We start from the raw sequence: 24,905 nt of genomic DNA, 5'->3' as shown, positions 1-24,905 counted from the left end.
GTCAGCGGCGGACGCCCTCGGGAGCCGATCCCCCCATGGAGGGCAGTTCATTGAAGTCGTCACACCCCGGCCGGGCCAGACGGGCCGTCCGCCGCACGGCGGTCGCCGTACTGTCGGCGGCGGCTCTCGTCACCGGCGGTCTGCTGGCCACCGCGGCGCCGTCCGTCGCCAGCACCCCGGCGTCGGGCGCGGCAGCCACCTCCGCGTCGTCGAGCACGGCCGCGTCGTCGCACACCTCCGCGTCGTCGAGCACGTCCGCGAGCACGTCGTCCGGCGCGTCCGCGTCCGCGTCGTCGGCCGCTCCCACCCAGCGCCTGTGCGCCGTCCCCGCCAAGAAGGGCCAGATGGCCTGCATGGCGCTGACCCGTACCGACGTCGTCCACCACCTCGGCATCACCCCGAACGCCACCCCCTCCGGCTACGGCCCCACCGACCTCCAGAGCGCGTACGCGCTGCCGTCGTCCGCGGGCGCCGGAGCCACCGTCGCGATCGTGGACGCGCAGGACGACCCCAACGCCGCGGCCGACCTGAGCACGTACCGCGCGCAGTACGGGCTGCCGGCCTGCACCACGGCCAACGGCTGCTTCAAGAAGATCAACCAGAACGGCTCGACCACGTCGCTGCCGAGCGCCGACTCCGGCTGGGCCGGTGAGATCTCACTCGACCTGGACATGGTCAGCGCGGTCTGCCCCCAGTGCCACATCCTGCTGGTCGAGGCCACCTCGGCGAGCATGGACGACCTGGGCACCGCGGTGAACCAGGCGGTCACGCAGGGCGCGAAGTACGTCTCCAACAGCTACGGCGGCAGCGAGGACTCCTCCGACACCACCGCCGACTCGCAGTACTTCAACCACCCGGGCGTCGCCATCACCGTCAGCTCCGGCGACGAGGGCTACGGCGCGGAGTACCCGGCCGCGTCCAAGTACGTCACCGCCGTCGGCGGCACCGCGCTCAGCCGGGCCAGCGGCACCACCCGCGGCTGGACCGAGTCCGTCTGGAACACCTCGAGCACCGAGGGCACCGGCTCCGGCTGCTCGGCCTACGACGCCAAGCCCACCTGGCAGACCGACACCGGCTGCGCCAAGCGCACCATCGCCGACGTCTCCGCCGTCGCCGACCCGGCCACCGGCCTGGCCGTCTACGACAGCTACCAGGCGTCCGGCTGGCAGGTCTACGGCGGCACCAGCGCCTCGTCGCCGATCATCGCCTCCGTCTACGCCCTGGCCGGCACCCCCGCGGCCGGGACCACCCCCGCCTCCTACCCGTACTCCCACACCGGCTCGCTGAACGATGTCACCAGCGGCTCCAACGGCTCGTGCGGCGGCTCCTACCTGTGCACCGCGAAGGCCGGATACGACGGGCCGACCGGGCTGGGCACGCCGAACGGCACGGCCGCCTTCACCAACGGCGGTTCGACCGGCGGCAACACGGTGACGGTCACCAACCCGGGCGCCAAGTCCACCGCGGTCAACACCGCGGCCTCGCTCCAGATCAGCGCCAGCGACTCAGCCTCGGGCCAGACCCTCACCTACAGCGCCTCCGGCCTGCCGACCGGTCTGTCGATCAACTCCTCCACCGGTCTGATCAGCGGCACCCCGACGGCGGCGGGCACGTACAACGTCACCGTCACCGCCACGGACACCACCAGCGCCTCCGGCAGCGCGTCCTTCACCTGGACGGTCACCGGGTCGGGCGGCGGCGGCTGCACCACCGCGCAGCTCCTGACCAACCCCGGCTTCGAAAGCGGCAACACCGGCTGGACGACGTCCTCCGGCGTCATCGACAACAGCACCGGCGCCCCCGCCCACAGCGGCTCGTACAAGGCGTGGCTGAACGGCTACGGGACCACCCACACCGACACGCTCTCCCAGTCGGTCACGATCCCCGCCTCCTGCACCAGCGCCACCTTCACCTTCTACCTCTACGTCAGCAGCCAGGAGACCAGCACCACCACGGCGTACGACAAGCTCACCGTCGCCGCGGGCAGCACCACGCTGGCCTCGTACTCCAACCTCAACAAGGGCACCGGCTACGTGCAGCGGTCGGTCAACCTGTCGTCCTACAAGGGCCAGACGGTCACCCTGAAGTTCACCGGCACCGAGGACTCCAGCCTCGCGACGTCGTTCCTGATCGACGACGCGGCGGTCAACGTCGGCTAGCCCGTCGTCCGCCGGGGTCCTCCGGATCGGCGACACCCGGCGACGGGAGGGCTTCCCGCCCCGGCCCCACAGGGGCGGGAAGCCCTCTCCGCCGCATCTGTGACGACGGCACCGCGTTCGCCGTCGCCACGGCCAGGTTCTAGAGGTCGATGACGACCTTGCCCCGCACGTGCCTGCCGGCCTGGAGTTCGGCAGCGCGGCGGATCCGCTCGACCGGGAAGGTCTCCGCGATCGGCACCCGGAGCCGGCCCGCGGCGACCAGGCGGGCGATCTCCTCCAGCGCGCCGGGGGCCGCGTTCGCGCCGTTGGCCGCGGGTACCCCGTCGACCTGCGCGGCGATGGCGCAGATGCGACCGTCCGGGACGCCGAGTTCCCTGGCGGCGTGCACGGTCTCCACGCCGTGCAGGTCGACGGCGGCCGTGACGCCGCCGGGAGCGAGCGATCGGACCCGGTCGGCCAGGCCGTCGCCGTAGACGACCGGCTCCGCCCCGAGCTCGCGCAGATAGTCGGCCGACGCCGGCGATCCCGTCCCGATCACGCGCGCTCCCGCGATCCGGGCCAGTTGGACGGCGAAGACCCCGACCCCGCCCGCCGCGCCGCCGATCAGCACGGTGTCGCCCGGGCCCGGATCGATGACGGCGAGGGCGGCGGATGCCGTACGGCCGGCGATCGTCAGGGTGGCGGCGGTACGGTCGTCGACGCCGTCGGGCGTGTGATGAGCCTCGTTCGCCGCCGTCCCCCCGGCCGGGTCGATCACCACGAAGTCGGCGACCGCGCGGGACAGGGCGCCCCCGAACACCCGGTCGCCGGGGGCGAACCCGCTCACCTCGGCACCGACCTGGTCGACCACTCCCGCGTAGTCGGTGCCGAACCCGGCCGGCAGGCTCAGGCCGAACCGGGCGGCGGTGTCCGCGTCGGCGGTCATGATCCAGTCCATCGGATTCAGACCGGCCGCGGTGACCCGTACGCGGATCTGTCCCGGCCCGGCTTGCGGGGCGGGAACCTCGCGGACCTCCAGGGCCTCGGGGCCGCCGAACGACTCGAGCCGGACCGCCCTGCTCCCGTCCGCGGGAGGCTGATCGCTCTGTGCCTTCATGTGCGCCTGTCTCCTTGGGACCGAGGGAACACACCGAAACGGACTATGCTCCGTTTACATGAATGACCGTAACATAAACGGAGCGCGATCCGTTTTGGCGGACGCGGAGCCCCGCGCGCCACGGGCGGACGCGGCCCGCAACCGCGACCAGTTGCTCGCGGTGGCGACCCGCGTGTTCATGTCGGCCGACGCCGAGTCGTCGATGCGGGCGATCGCCCGCGAGGCCGGGGTCGGGATCGCCACGCTCTACCGGCACTTCCCGACCCGCGAGTCGCTGGTCGACGCGGTCTACCAGGATCAGGTCGTACGACTGACGACCGGTGCCCGCGAGCTGCTCGGTCAGCTGCCCCCGGCCGCGGCGATGCGGCGCTGGACGGACCTGTTCGGCGACTGGATCGCGACCAAGAACGGCATGCTCGACACGCTCCTCGCGATGATCGAGTCGGGCGAGATCACCCATGCGCGGACCCGGACCGAGCTGCTGACGGCCATCACGACGATGCTCGACGCGGGTAGTGCGGCGGGCGACCTCCGCTCCGACGTCACCGCCGAGGACATCGCCGCCGCCCTCATCGGCATCTTCACCGTGGCCCCCCGGCCCGGGCGCGAGGCCAAGGCCGGCCGCCTGCTGGACCTGCTGATGGACGGCCTGTCGCCCGCCGCCCGGCCGAGCCGCGCCGAAGACTGAGTCGGCGTCAGCCGTGTCGGCGTGCCGCGCCGCAGGCTGACCGGGTCAACCTCGCGGGTGTGCCGCGCCGAAGGGATCGCGGGACCCGGGCCGGCCCCCACTGCCGACCCGGGGTCCCGCGATGGTGCCGATCACCGTACGTCGACGGTGATCTTCCACCCCGCGATGGCATGGCAGGACATGACACCGGGGGTGGCGCCGGGGCAGGCGCGCCGGAACCCGCTCAGTTCGGCGGTGCCCACCCGCGCGCCTCGGTAGACGCCGGGAGAGATCTCGGAGAGGGCGGCGCCCCGCTCGCCGGGCGGCCGGTCGCCGGGGGCGGTGGCGACCCGCAGGGTGCTGCCGACACTCAGGCAGACCTCGCGGCCTTCGGCCCCGCCGCCGGGCGTGACCGTGACGTCACCGCAGACCGGCCGGGTGCTGCTGTCGCTCGGATCGGGCGACCCGACACGTACGCCGCTCGCGCTTCCGCAACCGGCCACCAGCAGTACGGCGGCGGCAGCGGCGAATGTCCGAGCGCGCATCGTGTCCTCCTCCGGTGGCCGGTTCGGGGTCCGGTCATGGATGGGACGCAGCCGGACGCCACCGGGTTCCCTCCCGCCCGGAGGGTCCGGGGGCGCCGTCGGGAACGCGGCGCGGGCCGCCTCGGGGAATCGGGGCCAGGCGCGCTCGAAGGTTCGCTCAGCGCTCGGTGATGCGGCCGTCGGCGACCTCGACGCGGCGGGTCGTGTGCACGGCGTCCAGCATCCGCCGGTCGTGGGTGACCAGCAGCAGCGTGCCCTCGTACGCGGCCAGCGCCGCTTCGAGCTGTTCGATCGCGGGCAGGTCGAGGTGGTTGGTCGGCTCGTCGAGGACCAGGAGATTGACGCCGCGGGCCTGGAGCAGCGCCAGCGCGGCGCGGGTGCGCTCGCCGGGCGAGAGGGTCGCGGCGGGGCGCAGCACATGGGCGGCCTTGAGGCCGAATTTGGCGAGAAGCGTACGGATCTCGGCCGGATCCATGTCGGGCGCCGGGGCGCGGAAGGCGTCGAGGAGCGGTTCCTGCCCGCGGAAGAGGCCGCGGGCCTGGTCGACCTCGCCGACCAGGACGCCGGGGCCGAGCGCGCTATGGCCCTCGTCCAGCGGGAGGCGGCCGAGCAGCGCGGCGAGCAGGGTGGACTTGCCCGCGCCGTTGGCGCCGGTGATGGCCACCCGGTCGGCCCAGTCGATCTGGAGGTCGACCGGCCCGAAGGCGAAGTCACCGCGGCGCACGCGGGCGCCGCGCAGGGTGGCCACCACGGCGCCGGAGCGGGGCGCGGCGGCGATCTCCATCCGCAGTTCCCACTCCTTGCGCGGCTCCTCGACCACGTCCAGGCGCTCGATCATCCGGTCGGTCTGCCGGGCCTTGGCGGCCTGCTTCTCGCTGCCCTCGGCGCGCGCCTTGCGGGCGATCTTGTCGTGGTCGGGCGCCTTGCGCATGGCGTTCCTGACGCCCTTGTCCATCCAGCCGCGCTGCATGCGCGCCCGCGCTTCGAGTCCGGCCTTGGTGTCGGCGTACTCGTCGTACTCCTCGCGGGCGTGCCGCCGGGCCGTCTCGCGTTCCTCCAGATAGGCGGTGTAGCCACCCCCGAAGGTGCTGACCTGCTGCTGGGCGAGGTCCAGCTCCACCACGCGGGTGACGGTGCGGGTGAGGAATTCGCGGTCGTGGCTGACCAGGACCGTACCGGCGCGCAGGCCGCCGACGAATTTCTCCAGCCGTTCCAGGCCGTCGAGGTCGAGGTCGTTGGTGGGCTCGTCCAGCAGGAAGACGTCGTAGCGGCTGAGCAGCAGCGAGGCGAGTCCCGCGCGGGCGGCCTGGCCGCCGGAGAGCGAGAACATCGGCTGGTCCAGGTCGACGCCCAGGCCGAGCGAGGCGGCGGCCTCCTCGGCGCGTTCGTCCAGGTCGGCGCCGCCGAGCGCCAGCCAGCGGTCGAGTCCGGTCGCGTACGCGTCGTCGGCGCCCGGAGCCTCGTCCACCAGCGCCTGGGTGGCGGCGTCCAGGGCCGCCTGGGCGGCGGTGACCCCGGTGCGGCGGCTCAGGAACTCCCGCACGCTCTCCCCGCCCGGCAGCCGCTCGGGCTCCTGCGGCAGATGCCCGACGGTGGCGGTGGCCGGGCTGAGCCGCAGCGTCCCGTCCTCGGGCGTGTCGAGCCCGGCGAGCAGCCGCAGCAGCGTGGACTTGCCCGCGCCGTTGGCGCCGACCAGACCGATGACGTCGCCAGGGGCGACGACCAGGTCCAGGCCGGAGAACAGGACACGGTCGCCGTGTCCGGCGGCGAGATTCTTGGCGACGAGAGTGGCACTCATAAGAGGGCGGAGTTTATCGGGTGCGACGGGAGGCGGGCGAAGGGCTTTCACGGCGGGCGGCGGAGGCTTGCCCTCCGGTCGGCGGAGGGCGTGCCTCCGGTCGGGCCAAGGGCTGTCGCCGGGTCTCGCCGTGCCGCCGGGTCCGGCTCGACGCGAGGTGGGTGGCCGGTGCAGCCATATTGGCTGGTTGCCTTCTTACGCCGCCTTAACCTACGGTTGCGTAACTTACGTAGGCGTAGGTGCGAATCTCCGCTGCACCCGCAGGCCGTGCGTATGTGCCCGTGGATCAGTCCGCGGCGCCGTACGACCGACCGATCGCATGTCGCGTACGTACGTCCGTACGATCCGTACAGCCCGTGCGGGTCCCGTACACCCCCGTCCCATGTCCGTCCCCTCTCCCGTCCCCAGGAGCCCCCGTGACCTTGACCTCGCCCGACCGTGCCCAACCCGACGTCTGGAGCGACGCGACGCTGCTCTACGCGCTGGAGGAGGTCGTCGAGCGGGAGCTCAACCGGCACCTCGGCGTGGCCAAGGAGTGGATGCCGCACGAGTACGTGCCGTGGAGCGACGGCCGCAATTTCGACGGAATAATGGGGGGCGAAGCCTGGGCCCCCGAGCAGTCCAAGGTCACGGACGTCGGCCGGATCTCCCTCGTGGTCAATCTGCTCACCGAGGACAATCTGCCCAGCTACCACCACGAGATCGCGACACTCTTCGGCCGTGACGGCGCCTGGGGCACCTGGGTGCACCGCTGGACCGCCGAGGAGGGCCGGCACGCGATCGTCATGCGCGACTACCTGCTGACCAGCCGCGCCGTCGACCCGGTCGAGCTGGAACGGTTCCGCATGCAGCACATGTCGGAGGGCTTCGAGCACGACCACCGGCACAGCATGGTCCACTCCGTGGCGTACGTCGCCTTCCAGGAGCTGGCCACCCGCGTCTCGCACCGCAACACCGGACACCAGTCGGGTGACCCCGTGTGCGACCGGATGCTCGCCAGGATCGCCACCGACGAGAACCTGCACATGGTCTTCTACCGGAATCTCCTGGCCGCCGCCCTCGAGCTCGCCCCCGACCTCGCCATGCGGGCCATCCGTGACGTCGTCGTCGAATTCCGCATGCCGGGACACGGCATGCCCGGCTTCGAGCGGGCCGCCGCCCGCATGGCCATCGGCGGCATCTACAACCTCCGCATCCACCACGACGACGTCCTCCAGCCCGTCCTGCGCCACCTCAAGGTCCTCGAGATCTCCGGTCTGGGCCCCGAGGGCCTTCAGGCCCAGCAGGAGCTCGGCCTCTTCATGGGCGGCCTCAACGAGCAGGCCACCCGCTTCGACGAGCGCCGCGAAGCCCTTCTCGCCCGCCGCGCCGCCCGCGCCTAATCCCCTTCGGGCCGCGCCCCTACGACGTCCACCTCCCGAAGGTGGGCGCTCTGGGGGCGCGGCCCCGCGCGATTGTCTTACCGAGGTCGGTACGCCCGATCTTTTAGGGGGCGCAGGGAACTGCGCGCTCAGCCACGACGGTGGCGCGGCCTCAGAACCGGCCCCAGCGGGGCAGTTGCCGTGGGTTCTCGGGCCGCAGGCCCGGCGGGGGCCGGTCGCGCAGTTCCTCGCGCCCCCGACGGGACCCGGCTCCCCGAGAGCCGTGCGGGCCCTAGGCGGCACGCCCGGTCTTTTCAGGGGCGCGGGGAACTGCGCGACCAGCCACGACGGGGGCGCGGCCTGAAAACCGGCCCCAGCGGGGCAGTTACCGTGGGCTCTCGGGCCACAGGCCCGGCGGGGGCTCGCCGCGCAGTTCCTCGCGCCCCTGACGGGACCCGGCTCCCCGAGAGCCGTGCGGGCCCTGGACGGCACGCCCGATCTTTTGAGGGGCGCGGGGAACGGCGCGACCAGCCAGGGACGACGTGCACGTCACCACCGCCCCAGCAGGGCACCGGCTGTCGCAGGGACACCGACCCGGTGGAGGTGGGAAACAATCATGCACGCATGCTTGATTGTTGCGGGCCCCGCCTGCCACCCTCGTGGCCATGGCCGATCCGCAGTCCGTCCGTACCGTCCTGGCTGATCTGAGAGCGGAGAGCGACGCGCTCGACGACGTGGTGGCCGGGCTGGAGCCCGAGCAGTGGGCGAGGCCGACACCGGCCGAAGGCTGGACCGTTGCGCACCAGATCGCGCATCTGGCCTGGACGGACGCCCAGGCGCTGCTGGCGGTCAAGGACGCGGAGGCGTTCGCCCGCGAGGTCGGCGACGCGGCGGCGCGGCTGGACGCGTACGTGGAGGACGGCGCCCGGGAGGGTGCGATGCTGGCGCCGCCGGAGCTGCTGGAGAAGTGGCGGTCGGGCAGAGCCCGGCTCTGGGCGACCCTGACCGGCGAACCGCCGGGCAGCCGCTTCCCCTGGTACGGGCCGTCGATGAGCACGGCGTCGATGGCGACGGGCCGCCTGATGGAGACATGGGCCCACGGCGAGGACATCGCCGACGCGCTCGGCGTCGAGCGCCCACCGACCCACCGCCTGTGGCACGTCGCCCGAATCGCCTTCAGGGCACGGGACTTCGCCTTCGCGGTGCACGGCCGCACCCCGCCCGGCACGGAATTCCGCCTCGAACTGACGGCGCCCGACGGCACCTTGTGGGCGTTCGGCCCGGACGACGCCGAGCAGCGCGTGACCGGCCCCGCACTGGACTTCTGCCTGCTGGCGGTGCGGCGCAGGCACCGCGACGACGTGGCGGTACGGGCCCAAGGCCCGGACGCGGACGCGTGGTTGTCGATCGTGCAGGCATTCGCGGGCCCGCCGGGCAAGGGACGGCCGCCGCGCGGCGGCGCGGAGGGGAGCACGTCATGACGCAGGTCGACATACGCGGAGCGGACTTCGCCGAGCGGCGGGCCGCGATGCTGGAACGGCTGGCCGAGGTCGAGGCGGGGCACGCCGCCGCGCTGGCCGGTGGCGGCGAGAAGTACCAGGAGCGGCACCGGAAGCGCGGCAAGCTGCTGGTGCGGGAGCGGATCGAGCTGCTGCTCGACCCGGACACACCGTTCCTCGAACTGTCCCCGCTGGCCGGCTGGGGCAGCGACTTCGCGGTGGGCGCCTCGCTCGTGACCGGCATCGGCGTGGTCGAGGGCGTGGAGTGCCTGATCACGGCCAACGACCCGACGGTGCGCGGCGGCGCCAGCAACCCGTGGACGCTGAAGAAGGCGCTGCGGGCGAACGAGATCGCCTTCGCCAACCGCCTGCCGGTGATCAGCCTGGTGGAGTCGGGCGGCGCGGACCTGCCCAGCCAGAAGGAGATCTTCATCCCCGGCGGCGCCCTCTTCCGCGACCTGACGCGGCTGTCGGCGGCCGGAATCCCCACGGTGGCCGTGGTGTTCGGCAATTCGACGGCGGGCGGCGCGTACATCCCCGGCATGTCCGACCACGTCATCATGGTCAAGGAGCGGTCCAAGGTCTTCCTCGGCGGGCCGCCCCTGGTGAAGATGGCGACCGGCGAGGAGAGCGACGACGAATCGCTCGGCGGCGCCGACATGCACGCCCGGCGCTCCGGCCTCGCCGACTACTTCGCATTGGACGAGCCGGACGCGCTGCGTACCGCCCGGCGCGTCGTCGCCCGCCTCAACTGGCGTAAATCCGGGCCCGATCCGCGTCCTGACCCGCTGCCCCCCGCGTACGACGAGGAGGAGCTGCTGGGCATCGTGCCCGGCGATCTGCGCACCCCCTTCGACCCCCGCGAGGTCATCGCGCGGATCACGGACGCCTCGGCCTTCGACGAGTTCAAGCCGCTCTACGGGCCGAGCCTGGCCACCGGCTGGGCGGAGGTGCACGGCTATCCGGTCGGAATCCTCGCCAACGCGCAGGGCGTGCTGTTCAGCGAGGAGTCGCAGAAGGCGGCGCAGTTCATCCAACTCGCCAACCAGCGCGACATTCCGCTGCTCTTCCTGCACAACACCACCGGCTACATGGTGGGCCGCGAGTACGAGCAGGGCGGCATCATCAAGCACGGCGCGATGATGATCAACGCGGTCGCCAACTCGCGCGTCCCGCACATCTCGGTGCTGATCGGGGCGAGTTACGGCGCCGGGCACTACGGCATGTGCGGCCGGGCCTTCGATCCGCGGTTCCTCTTCGCGTGGCCGAGCGCCAAGTCCGCGGTGATGGGTCCCGCGCAGCTCGCCGGGGTGCTGTCCATCGTGGCCCGGCAGTCGGCGGCGGCGAAGGGCCGTCCCTACGACGAGGAGGGCGACGCCGCGCTGCGGGCGATGGTGGAGCAGCAGATCGAGGCCGAGTCGCTGCCGATGTTCCTGTCGGGACGGCTCTACGACGACGGCGTGATCGACCCGCGCGACACCCGTACGGTGCTCGGCCTGTGCCTGTCCGCCGTCCATGGCGCGCCGATCGAGGGCGCCAGGGGCGGCTTCGGCGTCTTCCGGATGTGAGGGGTCCCTTTCCGATGACCGATTCGAGCAGCGCTTCGCCGAGCGGAGACTTCACCGCTGACGGGCAGTCACCTCCGATGCGCCACAAGGACATCGGCTCCGTGCTGGTGGCCAACCGGGGCGAGATCGCGCGCCGCGTCTTCCGTACCTGCCGCACGCTCGGCATCGCCACGGTGGCGGTGTACGCGGACGCCGACGCGGACGCGGCACACGTCGCGGAGGCCGACGCGGCGGTACGGCTGCCGGGGAACGCGCCCGCCGACACGTATCTGCGGGCCGATCTGCTGATCGCGGCAGCGCTCGCGGCGGGCGCGGACGCCGTGCATCCCGGCTATGGATTCCTGTCGGAGAACGCGGAGTTCGCGCGTGCGGTCGAGGCGGCGGGGCTGGTGTGGATCGGTCCGCCGCCGGACGCGGTCGAGGCGATGGGGTCCAAGACGCGGGCCAAGGAGTTGATGGCCGCGGCGGGCGTACCGCTGTTCTCCGCGCTCGATCCCGCGCGGGTCACGGCCGCGGACCTGCCGCTGCTGGTGAAGGCGTCCGCGGGCGGCGGCGGTCGCGGCATGCGGGTCGTACGCGAACTGGACGCACTGGAGAGCGAGTTGGCCGCCGCGAGGTCGGAGGCCGCAGCCGCCTTCGGTGACGGCGAGGTGTTCGTCGAGCCGTACGCGGAGGGCGCCAGGCACGTCGAGGTGCAGGTGCTGGCCGACGCGCACGGCACGGTGTGGGTGCTGGGCGAGCGCGACTGTTCGCTCCAGCGGCGGCACCAGAAGGTGATCGAGGAGACCCCGGCCCCGGGTCTGGGCGACGAGGTGCGCCGTACGCTGCACGAGTCCGCCGCCCGCGCGGCGCGCTCGATCGGCTACACCGGCGCGGGCACCGTGGAGTTCCTGGTCGCGCGGGACGGGCGTCCGTACTTCCTGGAGATGAACACCCGTCTCCAGGTGGAGCATCCGGTCACCGAGTGCGTCACCGGGCTCGACCTCGTGGCGCTCCAGATCCGTGTCGCCGAGGGGGCCGCGCTGCCGCCCTCGCCCCCGCGGCCGCACGGCCACGCGGTGGAGGCCAGGCTCTACGCGGAGGACCCGGCCCGCGGCTGGCAGCCGCAGCCGGGCGCGCTGCATCTGTTCGAACTGCCGGGCGTGGACGCCGAATTCGCCGTGACGCCGGGGCTCGACGCGGGGTTGCGGCTGGACGCGGGGGTGAGCGGCGGCGAGACGATCGGCGTCCACTACGACCCGATGCTCGCCAAGGTGATCGCCTGGGCGCCGACCCGCGCCGAGGCCGTACGCCGTCTCGCGTACGCGCTGGAGCGGGCCCGGCTGCACGGCCCCGTCACCAACCGCGACCTGCTCGTACGGGTGCTGCGGCACCCGGACTTCGCCGCCGCGCGGCTGGACACCGGCTTCCTGGAGCGCCGCCTGGACGCGCTCATCGGGGCGTCGGGGGCGACCACGGACGCGCCGGGGCCGGTCGACGGGGACGGCGGTCCCGTGCGGTTCGCGGCGCTGGCCGCCGCGCTCGCCGACGCGGCCGGGCGTACGTCGGCGCGCGGGCCGGTGCCGGTCCGGCTCGGCGGGTGGCGGAACGTTCCGTCGCAGCCGCAGGTGAAACGCTTCCGCAGCGAGCCGGACGGCCGGGAGTACGAGGTCGGTTACCGGCTCGGCCGCGCCGGTCTGGAGGCGACCGGTGCCGACGGTGTCCGGCTGGTGTCGGCGTCGGCCCGGCGTGTCGTCCTCGACATCGACGGTGTGCGGCGGGTGTTCGACGTCGCCGCCTACGCCGAACGGGTGTTCGTCGATTCCCCGTTCGTGTCATGCGCTCTGACCGCTCTGCCCCGCTTCACCGCCCCGGAGGATCTGACGCCGCAGGGTTCGCTGCTTGCGCCGATGCCCGGCACGGTCATCCGGATAGGTGAATTCTCACCGGGCGACCGGGTCGAAAAAGGCCGCCCGCTGCTCTGGCTCGAAGCGATGAAGATGGAACACGTGATCGCCGCTCCCGCCACCGGGACACTCACGGAGCTCACCGCCGAGGTCGGCCGACAGGTCGACGTCGGCGCCGTACTCGCCGTCGTCAAGGAGGAAACCACGCCATGAGCACCGTTCAGGGAACCTTCGACAGCGCCTTGCTGGAAAGCGACGAGCGGCGCGCCCTGCGCAAGGCCGTCGGGGACCTCGCCCGCCGCTACGGTCGCGAATATTTCTCGGCCACCGTACGTGCGGGCAAGCACACCGACGAGTTGTGGCAGGAGGCGGGCGGCCTCGGATACCTCGGGGTCAACCTGCCTGAGGAGTACGGCGGCGGGGGCGGCGGTCTGGCGGAACTGTCCATCGTGCTGGAGGAGTTGGGGGCGGCTGGCTGCCCGCTGCTGCTGCTCGTCGTCTCCCCCGCGATCTGCGGCACGGTCATCGCCCGCTTCGGCACCGACGAGCAGAAGCGGCGCTGGCTGCCCGGGATCGCCGACGGCTCGCTGCGGATGGCCTTCGGCATCACCGAACCGGACGCCGGGTCCAACTCGCACCGCATCACCACCACCGCGCGGCGCGACCCCGACACCGGCGGGTGGCGGCTGACCGGCCGCAAGGTCTTCATATCCGGTGTCGACATCGCCGACGCCACACTGATCGTCGGCCGCACCGAGGACGCCCGCACCGGCAAGCTCAAGCCCTGCCTGTTCATCGTGGACCGGGAGACACCGGGCTTCGAATTCCGGCAGATCGAGATGGAGTTGGCCGCACCCGAGAAGCAGTTCCAGCTCTTCCTCGACGATGTCGCGCTACCTGCGGAAGCGCTCGTCGGCGACGAGGACGCCGGCCTGCTCCAGCTCTTCGCGGGGCTCAACCCGGAGCGGATCATGACCGCCGCCTTCTCCATCGGGATGGGCCGCTACGCACTGGACAAGGCGGTCGAGTACGCCAAGTCCCGGCAGGTGTGGCAGGCTCCCATCGGCTCCCACCAGGCGATAGCGCACCCGCTCGCCCAGGCCCACATCGAGCTGGAACTGGCCCGGTTGATGATGCAGAAGGCCGCCTACCTCTACGACGCGGGCGACGACATGGGCGCGGGCGAGGCCGCGAACATGGCGAAGTACGCGGCGGCCGAAGCCGGCGCCAAGGCCGTCGATCAGGCCGTGCACACCCTCGGCGGCAACGGCCTCACCGCCGAGTACGGTCTCGCCTCGCTGCTGACCGCGTCCCGTGTCGGCCGGATAGCCCCGGTCAGCCGGGAGATGATCCTCAACTTCGTCTCGCACCACACACTGGGACTGCCGAAGTCCTACTGACGACACACCGCCGAGGAGGCGCCCGTGACCACCGCACCACTTCGCACCCGCGCCGCAGCGCCCTTCCGCGCGGTCGCGCGGACCACGGAGGGCGCCGCCGCCCGCACCGAACGGCCGGACCCGTCATGGACCTGGTGACCGACCGCTCCCCCAAACAGGACCGCAGCCGCGCCACCCGTCGGCGGATACTGGAGGCCGCCGTCTCGTGCCTCGCCGAGCACGGCTGGTCGGGCAGCACCGTCGCCGTGGTGTGCGCCCGCGCCGGTGTCTCCAGAGGGGCGGCCCAGCACCACTTCCGCACCCGCGAGGAGCTGTTCACCGCGGCCATCGCGCACATGGCCGAGGAGTGGGTCGCCGCCGTCAGAGAGCGCGCCCTGGCCCTCCCCCGCGCGGGCCAGGACCGCACCTACGCCGTCGTCGACATGCTCGTCGCGGTCCACACCGGCCCGCTGTTCCGGGCCGCTCTCCACCTGTGGGTGGCCGCCTCCGACGAGGAACAGCTCCGCCCCGGCGTCGCCGCGCTGGAGTCCCGGATCGGCCGCGAGGCCCACCGCCTGGCGGTCGAATTCCTCGGCGCCGACGAATCCCTGCCCGGCGTCAGGGAGACCGTCCAGGCCACCCTCGACATGGCCCGCGGCCTCGGCCTCGCCAACCTCCTCAGCGACGACTCCGCCCGCCGCGCGGGAATCGTCCGCCAGTGGTCCCGCGTCCTCGACACGGTCCTGCGCGAACAGCCCTAGCGGCGGCCGGAGTCGGCGCTCGGCCTGCGGGTGAGGGCGGGATCAGTGCAGGGAGGCGTCGGCGGGTCCGGAGGAGAGGCGGGTGAAGTGGACGCGCAGGCCGGGGCGTTGGGGTGCGCAGCAGAACAGGCCCGCGCGGGCGTCGGCGGCGGGGTCGAGCCAGGCCAGGCGGATGGTGCGCCAGGGGTCGTCGGCGCGGCGGGCGCGGACGGTCACGGCGTCGCCCGAGCGGCTGACCCGGACGGTCACCTCCTGGCCCGCCCAGTCCGGGACCGGGGCGAGGGACCAGTCGGAGGTGCCGTGGGTGACGACGGCACCGACCTGGGGCGAACCGTCGGAGATCTCGACGCCCGCCTTGATCCAGGACTCGGCGTCGACGCGCACCAGGACACCGGCCTGGTCGTACAGCTCGGTGAAGTCGGCGACGAAGGTGACCTCGATGGCGGTGCCGGACGGGAAGGGGGTGAGCAGCGCGTGGCCGTCGTCGCGGACGAAGCCGTAGCTGGTGGTGCGCCAGAAGTCGCTGCCCTCGTTGGCGGTGACGTGCAGACCGGTGCTGTCGGCGACGGCCTCGGCGGGCGGGTTGAGCCAGGTCGCGTCGGACCAGGGGATGTCATGGTCGATCGGAGAGGTCACGGAAGTACCGCCATTCGTTGCCACAGGGTCGATAGCCGAGCCACCGGTTGACGGCCAGCATCGCGGCGTTGCCGTCGTCGTTGCTGGTGAACGCCTCGGTGTAGCCCGCGGCGCGGGCTCGGTGCAGGGAGTGGGCCTTGGCGGCCTTGGCCAGTCCGCGGCCCCGGAAGGCCCGGCGGGTGCCGGTGCCCCCCGACCAGTAGCGGTCGTGGCCGTCGGTCTGGACGTTGACGACCGCGGCGACCACACCGTCCACGACGGCGACCGTCGTCAGGTCGTGGTCGTAGTCGGACCGGTCCCAGGAGGTGGCGCGCCAGTCCGCGTAGCCGGGGACGCCGGTGGCGACATCGCCCGGCTCGTCCTCGATGGTCTCGGCGTCGGCCTCGTACACCGGGCGCGGGTCGGCGGCGTAGTCCGACGCGGGGCGCAGCAGCACGCCGGGCGGCAGCGGGGGCACGCCGGGCAGCGGGGCGCCGGGGGTGAGGTCGAGGCGGAGGAAGCTCGCGGACCGGCCGCGCCGGTAGCCGTGCCGGGCGGCGAAGGCGTGCGCCGAGGGCTCGTCGATCGCCCACGCGTAGACGGTGCTCGCCCCGAGGCCGGCGACATGGGACTCGGCGGTGGCCAGCAGGGCGCCGCCGATGCCCCGGCCGCGCTCCCCCGCGCGCACGTTCAGATTGACGAAGGCCATTCCGGGGGTGTCGTTGTCCGCGAAGAGCCCGGCTCTCGCACTGCCGACGATCCGGCCGTCGCCGGTCTCCGCGACGAGCATCAGGAAGCGTGTTTTCTCGGGTGCGTCGGTGACCTGCGCGTGCACGGTCCGCGCGGTCGTCACCATGTACGGGACGGTCTCGCGGCCCACGGCGGCGACGGCTTCGGCGTCCGCCGGGCCGTACTGTCTGATGATCACCTTCACGGTCCCGCACCCTACGCGGCGCCGCCGCGTACCGCCCCCGAATTTCCGGCCCACCTGGGCAGAGGCTCCCGCCCGGCCCGTCCGAGGTGGATGCTGGAGGTGAGGGAGATGGCACGGATGCGCAGAAGCGGATACGAACCCGTCCAGGCGCGCAGCCCGCTGCGGCTGCGGCTGGGGCTCGCGCTGTGCGGTGTGGTCTGGGGCACCGCGGCGGCCGTGGGCTTCGCGCTCGCCGGTCTGCCGGTCTGGGCCGCGGTGCTGGCCGCCGTCGCGCTGCTGGCCGCGATCGACGCCGTCCTGGTCGTCCGCCGCATGCGGCAGGGCTCGCGCTACCAGCCGAGCCGCACGACCCCGCCGTACCGCCCGGCGGCGCCGCACGCGGGAAAGCACTGAGGACCGGTCCGACGACCGCGGGCGCGGGCACGCGCCCGGGACAAGCGAAAGGGCCCGGCACCTGAGTGCCGGACCCTTCCTCTTCAGTAGCGGGGACAGGATTTGAACCTGCGACCTCTGGGTTATGAGCCCAGCGAGCTACCGAGCTGCTCCACCCCGCGTCGATGAACACCACCCTACGGGGTGCCGGCGCTCACACCAAATCGATGCGATGGCCGCCGCGCGCACAGGGCGCCGGGAGGTTTGGCGGGGGCGCCGCCGCGCCAGGTAGGGATCATGAGCACATCTGGATCAGGACCGAACACGGCAGCGAACGCAATCCCGGCCGTCACCCTCTCCGACGAGGTGCGGGACGCCGTCGCGAGCGGCGCGCCCGTGGTGGCGCTGGAGTCGACGATCATCGCGCACGGCCTGCCACGGCCGCGCAATTTGGGGGTGGCACGCGAGCTGGAGGAGATCGTCCGGGAGCAGGGCGCGGTGCCCGCGACCGTGGCGGTACTCGACGGGGTGCCGCGGGTGGGGCTCACCAAGGAGCAAGTGGAGCGGGTCGCCGAGGACGCGTCGCTGCGCAAGCTGGGGTTCCGGGACCTGGCGCCCGCGCTGGCGGCGGGTGCGAGCGGGGCGACGACCGTGTCGGGGACGGCGTTCCTGGCCGCGCGGGCCGGAATCCGGGTGTTCGGTACGGGCGGCCTCGGCGGGGTGCACCGCGACTGGGTGACCGTGCAGGACGAGTCGGCCGACCTGGGGCTGCTGGCCAGGACGCGGATCACGGTGGTGTGCGCGGGCGTGAAGTCGATCCTGGACGTGCCCGCCACGCTCCAGCGGCTGGAGACCCTGGGCATCGGCGTACTCGGCTTCGGCACCGACCGCTTCCCCGGTTTCTACCTCAGCGACTCCGGTGAGCCCGTGGACTGGACGGTCGAGTCCGCGCGGCAGGTCGCGGACGTGATGGCCGCGCAGGACGCACTGGGCGGGCACGACTCGGCGCTGATCGTCGCCAATCCCGTGCCGCGGGAGCTTCAGCTCGACCCGGAGCTGCACGACCGGGTGCTGGCGGACGCGCTCGCCGCCGCCGAGGCCGGGGGTGTCACGGGACAGGCGATCACGCCGTTCCTGCTGGGCTACCTCACCGAGCACACCGGCGGCGCGTCCCTGGAGTCCAACCTCGCGGCCGTACGCGGCAATGTCCGGCTCGCGGCCGGGATCGCGGTGCGCTGGTCGCAGCGCGCATGACCGGCGACAGCGCCGGACCGGGCGACGGGACGGGCGACGGCACGGGACCGGCGGACGACATAAGACGGTCGGACGGCACGGGACGGTCGGACGGCACGGGACGGTCGGACGGCACGGGACGGTCAGATGGCGCGAGACCGTCCGACAGCGCCGGACCCGCCGCCGTGGAGCCGGTGCCTCCCGGACTCCTCGTCGTCGGCGATGTCGTCACCGACGTGGTGGCGCGGCACGCGCGGCCCCTCGCCGCCGACACCGACACCGCCGCCCGGATCGCGGTGCGGCCGGGCGGCGCGGGGGCCAACGTGGCCTGCTGGGCGGCCGGTCGGGGCGCGCGGGTGCGGCTGCTGGCCCGCGCGGGCGCCGACTCCGCCGACTGGCACCGCGCCGCGCTGGAGGCCGCGGGCGTGGAGCCGGTGCTGCGGGTCGACGACGAGGCGCCGACGGCCGTGGTGATCGCCCTGGTCGACGCGGCGGCCGAACGGACCCTGGTCACCGACAGCGGCGCCGCCTTCCGGCTCGGACCCGCCGACTGGGACGCCGCGCTGCTGGACGGCATGGGGCACGTCCACCTCTCCGGCTATCTCTACTTCTCCGAGTGGGGACGCGAGTTGGCGGCCGTGGTCACCGAGGCGGCGCGCGCCCGGTCGCTGCCGGTGAGCGTCGATCCGGCCTCCGCCGGTTTCCTGCGCGAGGCGGGCGTGGCCCGTTTCCTGGCCGACGTGGCAGGTACGGATCTGCTGCTGCCCAACGACGCGGAGGCGGCGCTGCTGTCCGGTGCGCCCGAACCGGCCCGCGCGGCGGCCGAGTTGAGCGCGGCGCGCGGCGGCGGCACGGTCGTGGTCACCCTCGGCGCGGGCGGCGCGCTGGCCGCCGTGAACGGCGAGGTGACGGTACGGGTGCCCTGCGTCCCGGCCGTCGCGGTGGACACCACGGGCGCCGGAGACGCCTTCACCGGCGGCCTGTTGGCCGCCCGTCTCGCGGGCGCGGACCTCGCCGCGTCGCTCGCGGCGGGCTGCCGCACCGGAGCGGAGGCGGTGACCGTGGTCGGCGGGCGGCCGGAGACGTAATGGGGGTCGTCGGACCGCGCCCCCGCCGTCACGTCGCGGACCGCCCGACCGGCGCCGTCAGATGGCGTCCCACGGCGCGGACTCGTACAACTCCCCCACCCGCGCCAGGAGTTCGGACCGCGTGGGCAGCGGGACGCCGTCGATCTCCGAAATGACCGCCGTGCCGCGCGAGTTGGCCAGGAAGGCGCCGTCGTACGACCCCACGTCGGTGAGCCGCAGCGGGCGGCGGTCCTGCGGGACACCGGCCCGTACGAGTTCACGCTCCAGGACCTGGAGGGTGATGCCGCGCAGATGCGGGGCGGCGTCCGGCCAGACGACGGTGTCGCCGTCGATGAAGCCGACGTTGGTGATGGCGCCCTCGGCGATCTCGCCGCCGGGACCGGCCAACAGCGCCTCGTCGTACCCCTCGGCGGCCACCTGGCGGCCGAAGTACGCCTGCCCGAAGCCGCCGACGTGCTTGAGGTGGGCGGCCGGGCGCTGGTAGGGCACCGACTTGAGGCGCTTGAGGCCGGGTTCGACACCGGCGGGCGGGCGGACGGCGACCATGACGGCGACCGGCTCGTCGGCGCCCTCCACCGGCTGGAAGACGTTGACCCGCACGGAGGCGTCCGCGCGCCCCGACCCGGCCAGCGCGTGCCGCACGTGCGCCCGTACGCGCCCGCCGTCCAGGGCCGCGCCGAACAGCTCCCGCGTGGCGCCGTCGAGGCGTTCGACGTGGAACGCCAGGCCGCGCACCTTTCCGCCGCGTACCTGCATCGCCGTGAAGTGGCCGTAGCCGCCGAGCGCGGGCGCGATGGCCTCCACCGTCGCGGCCCGGCCGTCGATCTCGATGAACGGTGATTGCGTCATGACCTCACCCTAGGCACGCCCGCCCTTCCGGCACACAGGCCCGTCAGCCAGCCAGCGCGGCCGTCAGGTCCAGCTCGACCAACTGCGCGGTGAAGCCGAGCTGTGCCACCCCGAGCAGGGTGCTCGCGGTGTCGAAGGCGCCGCCCAGCGGCGAGGCGTTCAGCGCGTCCCACACCGTGGACAGCGTCTCGCGGTCGTCGCTCACCACGTAGATGACCGAGCGCACGACGTCGCCCGGCCCGGCGCCGACGGCTTCGAGCGCCGTCAGGGCGTTGGCGGCCACCTGGCGGGCCTGGGCGGCGTAGTCGCCGCGGCCGACGATCCGGCCCTCGGCGTCGAGCGGGCACTGACCGGCGAGGTAGGCGGTCCGCCCGGCCTCGACGACGGTGATGTGGTGGTAGCCGGGGGTCTGGTGGAGGGCGGGAGGATTGACGCGGGTGATGTGGGCGCTCATGGGTGGTGAGTCTGCCGGGGCGCGGGGGCCTGGGCCCACCCGTTTTCGGCTCCCGGACCGCGCGGGCGGCTCGGGCGGTCCGGAAGTCCGGGCAGCCCGGCCACCGGAGATTTGGCCGGGGGCCGTCGCGGTGTCGGTGGGGGGTGGAATCATGTGCCGCAGCGGACGGGCCCGGCATCCGTGGTGACACGCGCATCGGCCGCATCGGGACCGGCATCGGAATCGGAATCGGCGGGAGACGGGGAGCCATGGACGCGGACGGGGGTGTCGGACAGGAAGAGGCGGGTGCGCGGCAGGCGCCGGTCGGCAAGCAGGCGCGGAAGGTGTCCGGCCAGGCCGCGAAGCTCGTCGCCTCGGCTCGTACGGTCACCGCGGACCACACACGGGTGCGCGCGGACGTGCAGGCCGCGCTGGTCCCGCTGCGGGAGGTACGGGTCCGCCGCGAGCTGGACGGCATCCCGGTCGCCCGGCTCAAGGACGTCACCGAGGGCAGGCTGCGCCTCGGCGCCATGGAACAGGCCGGGTACGACACGGTCGGCAAGGTCTACGGCGCCCGGTCGTACGAGCTGCGGCAGGTCCCCGGCGTGGGCGCGCAGAGCGCGGACCAGGCCATAGCGGCGGCGCGCCAGATCGCGTCGGCGGCCGAGGAGCACGTGGCCGTCCGTATCGATCCGGCCGACCGGGACGACCCGGACACCACCGCCCTGGTGATGGCGCTCAACCGGCTGGTCAACGCGGGTCCCGAGATTCCGCGGGCCGTGGAGACCGCCGCGCGCGTGGACGCCGAGCTGACACCGCTGCTGGCCGCCGCCCGCCCGGCGGGCGCCCGGCTGCGGATGCTGCTGGCGGGCAGGCTCGGGCGGCTGCGCGCGCAGGACGCCGTGCGGCGGATCGAGGAGCTGCTGGCGGAGCACACCGCCGACGGCACCGGGCTGCTGCTGACCCAGGCGAGCACCGACCTGCTGCGCCCGGCGGCGCCCGCCGCCGAGGCGTGGCTGGACTTCGAGGTCAGGCCGTCGGAGTACACCGTCCTGCTCGCGGAGATCGCCGAACTCGCCCCGGACATCGACGCGGCGGAAGGCTTCCTGCCGTCGTCGGTCTCCGAGCGGGTGCGCGGACAGCGTCTTGACGACACGCACCGCCGGGTGTCGCTGCGCGGCTACCAGGCGTTCGGCGCGCGCTTCGCGCTGGCCCAGCGGCGGGTGATCATCGGCGACGAGATGGGCCTGGGCAAGACCATCCAGGCCATCGCGGCCCTGGCCCACCTGCGGGCGGAGGGCCGTACGCACTTCCTCGTCGTCTGCCCGGCGAGCGTGCTGGTCAACTGGTCGCGGGAGATCGAGTCGCGCAGCGCCCTGGACGCGTACCGGCTGCACGGCCCGTACCGGAAAGCGGCGCTGGCGGACTGGGTGCGGGACGGCGGCGTGGCCGTCACCACGTACGACGCGCTGAGTTCGCTGGACGTGCCCGAGGGGGTGCCGCTGGGGATGCTCGTCGTGGACGAGGCGCACTACGTGAAGAACCCGGACACGCGCAGGTCGCGGACCGTCGCGCTGTGGACGGCCAGGACCGACCGCGTGCTGTTCCTGACCGGCACCCCGATGGAGAACCGCGTCGAGGAATTCCGCAGTCTGGTGCACCACCTCCAGCCCGATCTGCTCCCCCACATCCGGCACAGCGACGCGGTCGCGGGCTCGCAGGCGTTCCGCAGGGCCGTCGCCCCGGCCTATCTGCGCCGCAATCAGCAGGACGTGCTCACCGAACTGCCGGAGCTGGCGCAGTCCGACGAGTGGGAGGAGTTCAGCCGTACGGATCTGGCCGCCTACCGGACGGCGGTCGCGGAGGGGAACTTCATGGCGATGCGGCGCGCCGCCTACGCGGCGCCCCATCGTTCGGCGAAGCTCCAGCGGCTGCGCGAACTGGTGAAGGAGGCCGAGGAGAACGAGCTGAAGGTCGTCGTCTTCTCCTTCTTCCGCGATGTGCTGACCACCGTGCACGACGCGCTCGGCCCGGCCGCCTTCGGCCCGCTGACCGGCGCGGTCGCCGCCACCGAGCGCCAGGAAATGGTCGACGCCTTCGCGGCGGTGCCCGGCCACGCGGTGCTGCTCAGCCAGATCCAGGCGGGCGGCACCGGGCTGAACATGCAGGCCGCCTCGGTGGTGATCCTCTGCGAGCCGCAGGTCAAGCCGACCCTGGAGGCCCAGGCCATCGGGCGCGCCCACCGCATGGGCCAGATCCGCCACGTGCGCGTGCACCGGCTGCTGATCGCCGACAGCGTCGACCAGCGCATGCTCGACATCCTCGGCACCAAGCAGGTGCTCTTCGACGCCTACGCGCGCCGCAGCGACCTCGCGGAGTCGACTCCCGACGCGGTCGACATCTCGGAGCAGTCGCTCGCGCGGCGGATCGTGGAGGAGGAGCAGATGAGGCTGTCCCTCACCAAGTGACGGGGGCGCGCGGCGCGGCGCCGTAGAGGGCAACCGAGGAAACCGGGGCGCCGAGGGAGGTCGAGCGTCGCCGGGAGGCCGAGCCCGCCGGGTGCCGGGAGGCGGGGGGGCCGGGAGGCGCGGGGGCTGGGGGCCGGGGGCCGTAAATCGCGTTCGTCGTGCCGGACCTCTGCGGTACCGTGATCAGGTCCTGTTGTCTCCGATAGAGGTGGACGTTGCGCATCTGAGGTCCGCGATCATCGCGCGGTACGGCCTTCGCTTCGCCGTATACGCGTCACGTGGCAGTCGGCGTTCCCGCCGCGCCGTGACGTCCGCGCAGATGCGACCTCGGTGCCCTGGGCCGTCCGTCACCTCACGGAGGCCCGCACCCTCCCGCTGTCCGGCCAGGTCGCCGCGTGGTGCTCGCATACGAAGCCCCCCATCCACCGCGCTTTCGACTGCGAGACCCACCATGGCCCATCCCACCGCCACCCCGCCCGGCGCGTCCCTGACCTGCTCGGGGCTGTCCTTCCAGTGGCCGGACGGCACGCCCGTGTTCGACGGCCTGTCCCTGACCATCGGCCGCGGCCGGACCGGGCTCGTCGGCGCCAACGGCACCGGCAAGTCCACGCTGCTGCGGCTGCTCTCCGGCGAACTGCGGCCCGCGCGGGGCTCGGTGAGCGTCGGCGGCACCCTCGCCTGCCTCCCGCAGAACATCACACTCGACACCGGCCGCCGCGTCGACCAGGCGCTCGGCATCGCCGAGCGGCGGGCCGCCCTGCGCGCCATCGAGGCCGGTGACGTGGACGAGGCGCACTTCGAGACGGTCGGCGACGACTGGGATGTCGAGGAGCGGGCGCTGGCGACGCTCGGCACGCTCGGTCTCGGCGGCATCGGCCTCGACCGGGCCGTCGGCGAGATGTCCGGCGGCGAGACCGTACTGCTGCGGCTGGCCGCGCTCCTGCTGGAGCGCCCCGATGTGCTGCTGCTCGACGAACCCACCAACAATCTGGACCTGGTGGCCAGGCGGCGGCTCTACGAGGCCGTCGACTCCTGGCGCTCCGGCGTGCTGGTCGTGGTCAGCCACGACCGTGAACTGCTGGAGCGCGTGGACCGGATCGCCGAACTGCGGACGGGTTCCGTGAACTGGTACGGCGGCGGCTGGTCGGCGTACCAGGAGGCGCTGGCCGCGCAACAGGAGGCGGCCGGACGGACGTTGCGGGCCGCGGAGGCCGATGTGCGGCGGCAGAAGCGGGAGTTGGAGGAGGCGCAGATCAAGGTGGCCCGGCGCCAGAAGCAGGACAAGAAGCTGGACGCGCAGCGGCGGGCGCCGCGGATCGTCGCGGGCGAGAAGAAGCGGTCGGCGCAGGAGTCGGCGGGCAGGCTCCGCGGCGTGCACGAGGACCGGCTCGACGAGGCGCGCGAGCGGCGCGAGAAGGCCGCGGACGCGGTCCGTGACGACGCCGAGATCCGGGTCGACCTCCCCCACACCGCCGTGCCCGCCGGCCGTACGGTCCTGAGCCTGCGCGCGCTGCGCCCCCGGTACGGCCGGCTGCTCGACGGCACCTTCGAGCTACGCGGCCCCGAGCGCGTCGCGCTGGTCGGACGCAACGGGGCGGGGAAGACCACGCTGCTGCGCACCCTCGCCGGTGAGCTGGCGCCGCTGTCCGGCGAGGCGGTCGGTCACGTACCGCTGCGGTTCCTGCCGCAGCGACTCGACGTGCTGGACGAGGAGTTGAGCGTCGCGGCGATTGTGGCCCGGCGGGCGCCCGGCGTCACCGACAACCACATCCGTTCCCAGCTCGCGCGGTTCCTCTTCAAGGGCGCGCGGGCCGAGCAGCGCGCGGGCACCCTCTCCGGCGGCGAGCGCTTCCGCGCCGCGCTCGCCGCGACGATGCTCGCCGCTCCCGCGCCCCAACTCCTCATGCTGGACGAGCCCACCAACAACCTCGACCTGGCCAGCCTGCGTCAACTCACCGGCGCCCTGGACTCCTTCGAGGGCGCCCTGCTCGTCGCCAGCCACGATCTGCCGTTCCTGGAGTCGATCGGTGTGACGCGCTGGCTCCTCGTCACGGACGAGCTCCAGGAGACCACCGCGGAGGAGGTCCGGGGACTGCTCGGAGCGGCCGAGGCGTAGGGACGGGCACCAACCGGGACGAGACCTGCAAACCCTGAGCCCGGAAACCCTGAGGCTGCCGAGGTCGCTGAGTGCCTT

21 protein-coding genes and 1 tRNA gene are annotated in these 24,905 nt (G+C 73.3%); 13 read left to right on the top strand and 9 right to left on the bottom strand.

The genetic code is table 11. The features are described from left to right. Position 1: 1 nt before the first annotated feature. Positions 2-355, bottom strand: coding sequence for a hypothetical protein (locus tag ACFZAM_RS33185; protein WP_355339428.1), 354 nt, complete (start codon positions 353-355; stop codon positions 2-4). Here ACFZAM_RS33185 and ACFZAM_RS33180 point away from each other — a divergent pair. Then, a complete protein-coding gene (locus tag ACFZAM_RS33180) occupies positions 345-2,159 on the top strand; it encodes a putative Ig domain-containing protein (RefSeq protein ID WP_391051398.1) in 1,815 nt (604 codons plus the stop codon). The two genes, ACFZAM_RS33185 and ACFZAM_RS33180, sit on opposite strands and share 11 nt — an antisense overlap. Before the next feature lie 139 nt (positions 2,160-2,298). On the opposite strand, the gene ACFZAM_RS33175 is transcribed toward ACFZAM_RS33180, so the two are convergent. Continuing rightward, on the bottom strand, positions 2,299-3,255 hold the full coding sequence (locus ACFZAM_RS33175; protein ID WP_391051396.1) for a zinc-binding dehydrogenase: 957 nt from the start codon (positions 3,253-3,255) through the stop codon (positions 2,299-2,301). Positions 3,256-3,313: 58 nt separating this feature from the next. On the opposite strand from ACFZAM_RS33175, the gene ACFZAM_RS33170 reads away from it, so the two are divergent. Next, positions 3,314-3,943 (top strand): TetR family transcriptional regulator, encoded by a 630-nt coding sequence (locus ACFZAM_RS33170; protein ID WP_391051394.1) that lies wholly within the window; start codon positions 3,314-3,316, stop codon positions 3,941-3,943. Between the two features lie 131 nt (positions 3,944-4,074). Here the strand turns inward: ACFZAM_RS33170 and ACFZAM_RS33165 are convergent, their stop codons facing one another. Then, positions 4,075-4,467 (bottom strand): hypothetical protein, encoded by a 393-nt coding sequence (locus ACFZAM_RS33165; RefSeq protein WP_391051392.1) that lies wholly within the window; start codon positions 4,465-4,467, stop codon positions 4,075-4,077. A 157-nt stretch (positions 4,468-4,624) separates the two neighbouring features. Next, positions 4,625-6,265 (bottom strand): ATP-binding cassette domain-containing protein, encoded by a 1,641-nt coding sequence (locus tag ACFZAM_RS33160; protein WP_391051390.1) that lies wholly within the window; start codon positions 6,263-6,265, stop codon positions 4,625-4,627. A gap of 416 nt (positions 6,266-6,681) precedes the next feature. On the opposite strand from ACFZAM_RS33160, the gene ACFZAM_RS33155 reads away from it, so the two are divergent. The 6 genes from ACFZAM_RS33155 (at position 6,682) to ACFZAM_RS33130 (ending at position 14,719) form a co-directional block, all read left to right on the top strand. Next, positions 6,682-7,647 (top strand): acyl-ACP desaturase, encoded by a 966-nt coding sequence (locus ACFZAM_RS33155; RefSeq protein ID WP_355339410.1) that lies wholly within the window; start codon positions 6,682-6,684, stop codon positions 7,645-7,647. Positions 7,648-8,291: 644 nt separating this feature from the next. Continuing rightward, positions 8,292-9,107, top strand: coding sequence for a TIGR03084 family metal-binding protein (locus tag ACFZAM_RS33150; RefSeq protein WP_391051387.1), 816 nt, complete (start codon positions 8,292-8,294; stop codon positions 9,105-9,107). After that, positions 9,104-10,693 (top strand): carboxyl transferase domain-containing protein, encoded by a 1,590-nt coding sequence (locus ACFZAM_RS33145; protein ID WP_391051385.1) that lies wholly within the window; start codon positions 9,104-9,106, stop codon positions 10,691-10,693. The genes ACFZAM_RS33150 and ACFZAM_RS33145 overlap by 4 nt, the downstream gene beginning before the upstream one ends. 77 nt (positions 10,694-10,770) lie before the next feature. Further along, positions 10,771-12,792 carry a biotin carboxylase N-terminal domain-containing protein gene (locus ACFZAM_RS33140; RefSeq protein ID WP_391051383.1) on the top strand — a complete coding sequence of 674 codons (2,022 nt, stop codon included), beginning with the start codon at positions 10,771-10,773 and terminating at the stop codon, positions 12,790-12,792. Next, positions 12,789-13,979, top strand: a complete 1,191-nt coding sequence (locus ACFZAM_RS33135) for an acyl-CoA dehydrogenase family protein (RefSeq protein WP_355339398.1) — start codon at positions 12,789-12,791, stop codon at positions 13,977-13,979. Before ACFZAM_RS33140 ends, ACFZAM_RS33135 begins: the two co-directional genes overlap by 4 nt. Positions 13,980-14,104: 125 nt before the next feature. Further along, positions 14,105-14,719 carry a TetR family transcriptional regulator gene (locus ACFZAM_RS33130; protein WP_391051380.1) on the top strand — a complete coding sequence of 205 codons (615 nt, stop codon included), beginning with the start codon at positions 14,105-14,107 and terminating at the stop codon, positions 14,717-14,719. 42 nt (positions 14,720-14,761) lie between these two features. Here the strand turns inward: ACFZAM_RS33130 and ACFZAM_RS33125 are convergent, their stop codons facing one another. Together ACFZAM_RS33125 and ACFZAM_RS33120 are read right to left on the bottom strand one after the other, a co-directional pair. Beyond that, positions 14,762-15,355, bottom strand: coding sequence for a DUF1349 domain-containing protein (locus ACFZAM_RS33125; protein ID WP_391051378.1), 594 nt, complete (start codon positions 15,353-15,355; stop codon positions 14,762-14,764). After that, positions 15,333-16,268 carry a GNAT family N-acetyltransferase gene (locus ACFZAM_RS33120; RefSeq protein WP_391051376.1) on the bottom strand — a complete coding sequence of 312 codons (936 nt, stop codon included), beginning with the start codon at positions 16,266-16,268 and terminating at the stop codon, positions 15,333-15,335. The genes ACFZAM_RS33125 and ACFZAM_RS33120 overlap by 23 nt, the downstream gene beginning before the upstream one ends. A 117-nt stretch (positions 16,269-16,385) precedes the next feature. Here ACFZAM_RS33120 and ACFZAM_RS33115 point away from each other — a divergent pair, with 117 nt between their 5' ends. Continuing rightward, a complete protein-coding gene (locus tag ACFZAM_RS33115) occupies positions 16,386-16,661 on the top strand; it encodes a DUF6343 family protein (protein WP_355339386.1) in 276 nt (91 codons plus the stop codon). An 87-nt stretch (positions 16,662-16,748) separates the two neighbouring features. On the opposite strand, the gene ACFZAM_RS33110 is transcribed toward ACFZAM_RS33115, so the two are convergent. Next, positions 16,749-16,822, bottom strand: a tRNA-Met gene (locus tag ACFZAM_RS33110). A gap of 115 nt (positions 16,823-16,937) precedes the next feature. Between ACFZAM_RS33110 and ACFZAM_RS33105 the strand changes: the two genes are divergently transcribed. Beyond that, positions 16,938-17,894 (top strand): pseudouridine-5'-phosphate glycosidase, encoded by a 957-nt coding sequence (locus tag ACFZAM_RS33105; protein ID WP_391051373.1) that lies wholly within the window; start codon positions 16,938-16,940, stop codon positions 17,892-17,894. A 173-nt stretch (positions 17,895-18,067) separates the two neighbouring features. Then, a complete protein-coding gene (locus ACFZAM_RS33100; protein WP_391051491.1) occupies positions 18,068-18,961 on the top strand; it encodes a PfkB family carbohydrate kinase in 894 nt (297 codons plus the stop codon). Positions 18,962-19,018: 57 nt separating this feature from the next. Here ACFZAM_RS33100 and ACFZAM_RS33095 read toward each other — a convergent pair whose 3' ends face one another. Further along, positions 19,019-19,810 (bottom strand): aminotransferase class IV, encoded by a 792-nt coding sequence (locus ACFZAM_RS33095; protein WP_391051371.1) that lies wholly within the window; start codon positions 19,808-19,810, stop codon positions 19,019-19,021. 43 nt (positions 19,811-19,853) lie between these two features. Continuing rightward, on the bottom strand, positions 19,854-20,264 hold the full coding sequence (locus tag ACFZAM_RS33090) for a Rid family hydrolase (RefSeq protein WP_391051369.1): 411 nt from the start codon (positions 20,262-20,264) through the stop codon (positions 19,854-19,856). A 248-nt stretch (positions 20,265-20,512) separates the two neighbouring features. Here ACFZAM_RS33090 and ACFZAM_RS33085 point away from each other — a divergent pair, with 248 nt between their 5' ends. Next, entirely contained in the window at positions 20,513-22,711 is a 2,199-nt protein-coding gene (locus ACFZAM_RS33085) for an SNF2-related protein (RefSeq protein ID WP_391051367.1), read from the top strand. Between the two features lie 451 nt (positions 22,712-23,162). Next, positions 23,163-24,827 carry an ATP-binding cassette domain-containing protein gene (locus tag ACFZAM_RS33080; RefSeq protein ID WP_391051365.1) on the top strand — a complete coding sequence of 555 codons (1,665 nt, stop codon included), beginning with the start codon at positions 23,163-23,165 and terminating at the stop codon, positions 24,825-24,827. Positions 24,828-24,905 lie beyond the last annotated feature (78 nt).

Source organism: Streptomyces sp. NPDC008079 (genome assembly GCF_042957385.1).
Lineage (GTDB): Bacteria > Actinomycetota > Actinomycetes > Streptomycetales > Streptomycetaceae > Actinacidiphila.
This window is presented reverse-complemented; position numbering and strand designations above follow the sequence as displayed.

What these genes read in the sequence shown, in the direction of transcription:
- ACFZAM_RS33140 (WP_391051383.1), top strand. Translation starts at nt 10,771, where the DNA reads ATGCGCCACAAGGACATCGGCTCCGTGCTGGTGGCCAACCGGGGCGAG.
- ACFZAM_RS33090 (WP_391051369.1), bottom strand. Translation starts at nt 20,264, where the DNA reads ATGAGCGCCCACATCACCCGCGTCAATCCTCCCGCCCTCCACCAGACC.
- ACFZAM_RS33135 (WP_355339398.1), top strand. Translation starts at nt 12,789, where the DNA reads ATGAGCACCGTTCAGGGAACCTTCGACAGCGCCTTGCTGGAAAGCGAC.
- ACFZAM_RS33130 (WP_391051380.1), top strand. Translation starts at nt 14,105, where the DNA reads ATGGACCTGGTGACCGACCGCTCCCCCAAACAGGACCGCAGCCGCGCC.
- ACFZAM_RS33170 (WP_391051394.1), top strand. Translation starts at nt 3,314, where the DNA reads ATGAATGACCGTAACATAAACGGAGCGCGATCCGTTTTGGCGGACGCG.
- ACFZAM_RS33150 (WP_391051387.1), top strand. Translation starts at nt 8,292, where the DNA reads ATGGCCGATCCGCAGTCCGTCCGTACCGTCCTGGCTGATCTGAGAGCG.
- ACFZAM_RS33080 (WP_391051365.1), top strand. Translation starts at nt 23,163, where the DNA reads ATGGCCCATCCCACCGCCACCCCGCCCGGCGCGTCCCTGACCTGCTCG.
- ACFZAM_RS33115 (WP_355339386.1), top strand. Translation starts at nt 16,386, where the DNA reads ATGCGCAGAAGCGGATACGAACCCGTCCAGGCGCGCAGCCCGCTGCGG.
- ACFZAM_RS33175 (WP_391051396.1), bottom strand. Translation starts at nt 3,255, where the DNA reads ATGAAGGCACAGAGCGATCAGCCTCCCGCGGACGGGAGCAGGGCGGTC.
- ACFZAM_RS33145 (WP_391051385.1), top strand. Translation starts at nt 9,104, where the DNA reads ATGACGCAGGTCGACATACGCGGAGCGGACTTCGCCGAGCGGCGGGCC.
- ACFZAM_RS33105 (WP_391051373.1), top strand. Translation starts at nt 16,938, where the DNA reads ATGAGCACATCTGGATCAGGACCGAACACGGCAGCGAACGCAATCCCG.
- ACFZAM_RS33180 (WP_391051398.1), top strand. Translation starts at nt 345, where the DNA reads ATGGCCTGCATGGCGCTGACCCGTACCGACGTCGTCCACCACCTCGGC.
- ACFZAM_RS33185 (WP_355339428.1), bottom strand. Translation starts at nt 355, where the DNA reads ATGCAGGCCATCTGGCCCTTCTTGGCGGGGACGGCGCACAGGCGCTGG.
- ACFZAM_RS33085 (WP_391051367.1), top strand. Translation starts at nt 20,513, where the DNA reads ATGGACGCGGACGGGGGTGTCGGACAGGAAGAGGCGGGTGCGCGGCAG.
- ACFZAM_RS33165 (WP_391051392.1), bottom strand. Translation starts at nt 4,467, where the DNA reads ATGCGCGCTCGGACATTCGCCGCTGCCGCCGCCGTACTGCTGGTGGCC.
- ACFZAM_RS33160 (WP_391051390.1), bottom strand. Translation starts at nt 6,265, where the DNA reads ATGAGTGCCACTCTCGTCGCCAAGAATCTCGCCGCCGGACACGGCGAC.
- ACFZAM_RS33095 (WP_391051371.1), bottom strand. Translation starts at nt 19,810, where the DNA reads ATGACGCAATCACCGTTCATCGAGATCGACGGCCGGGCCGCGACGGTG.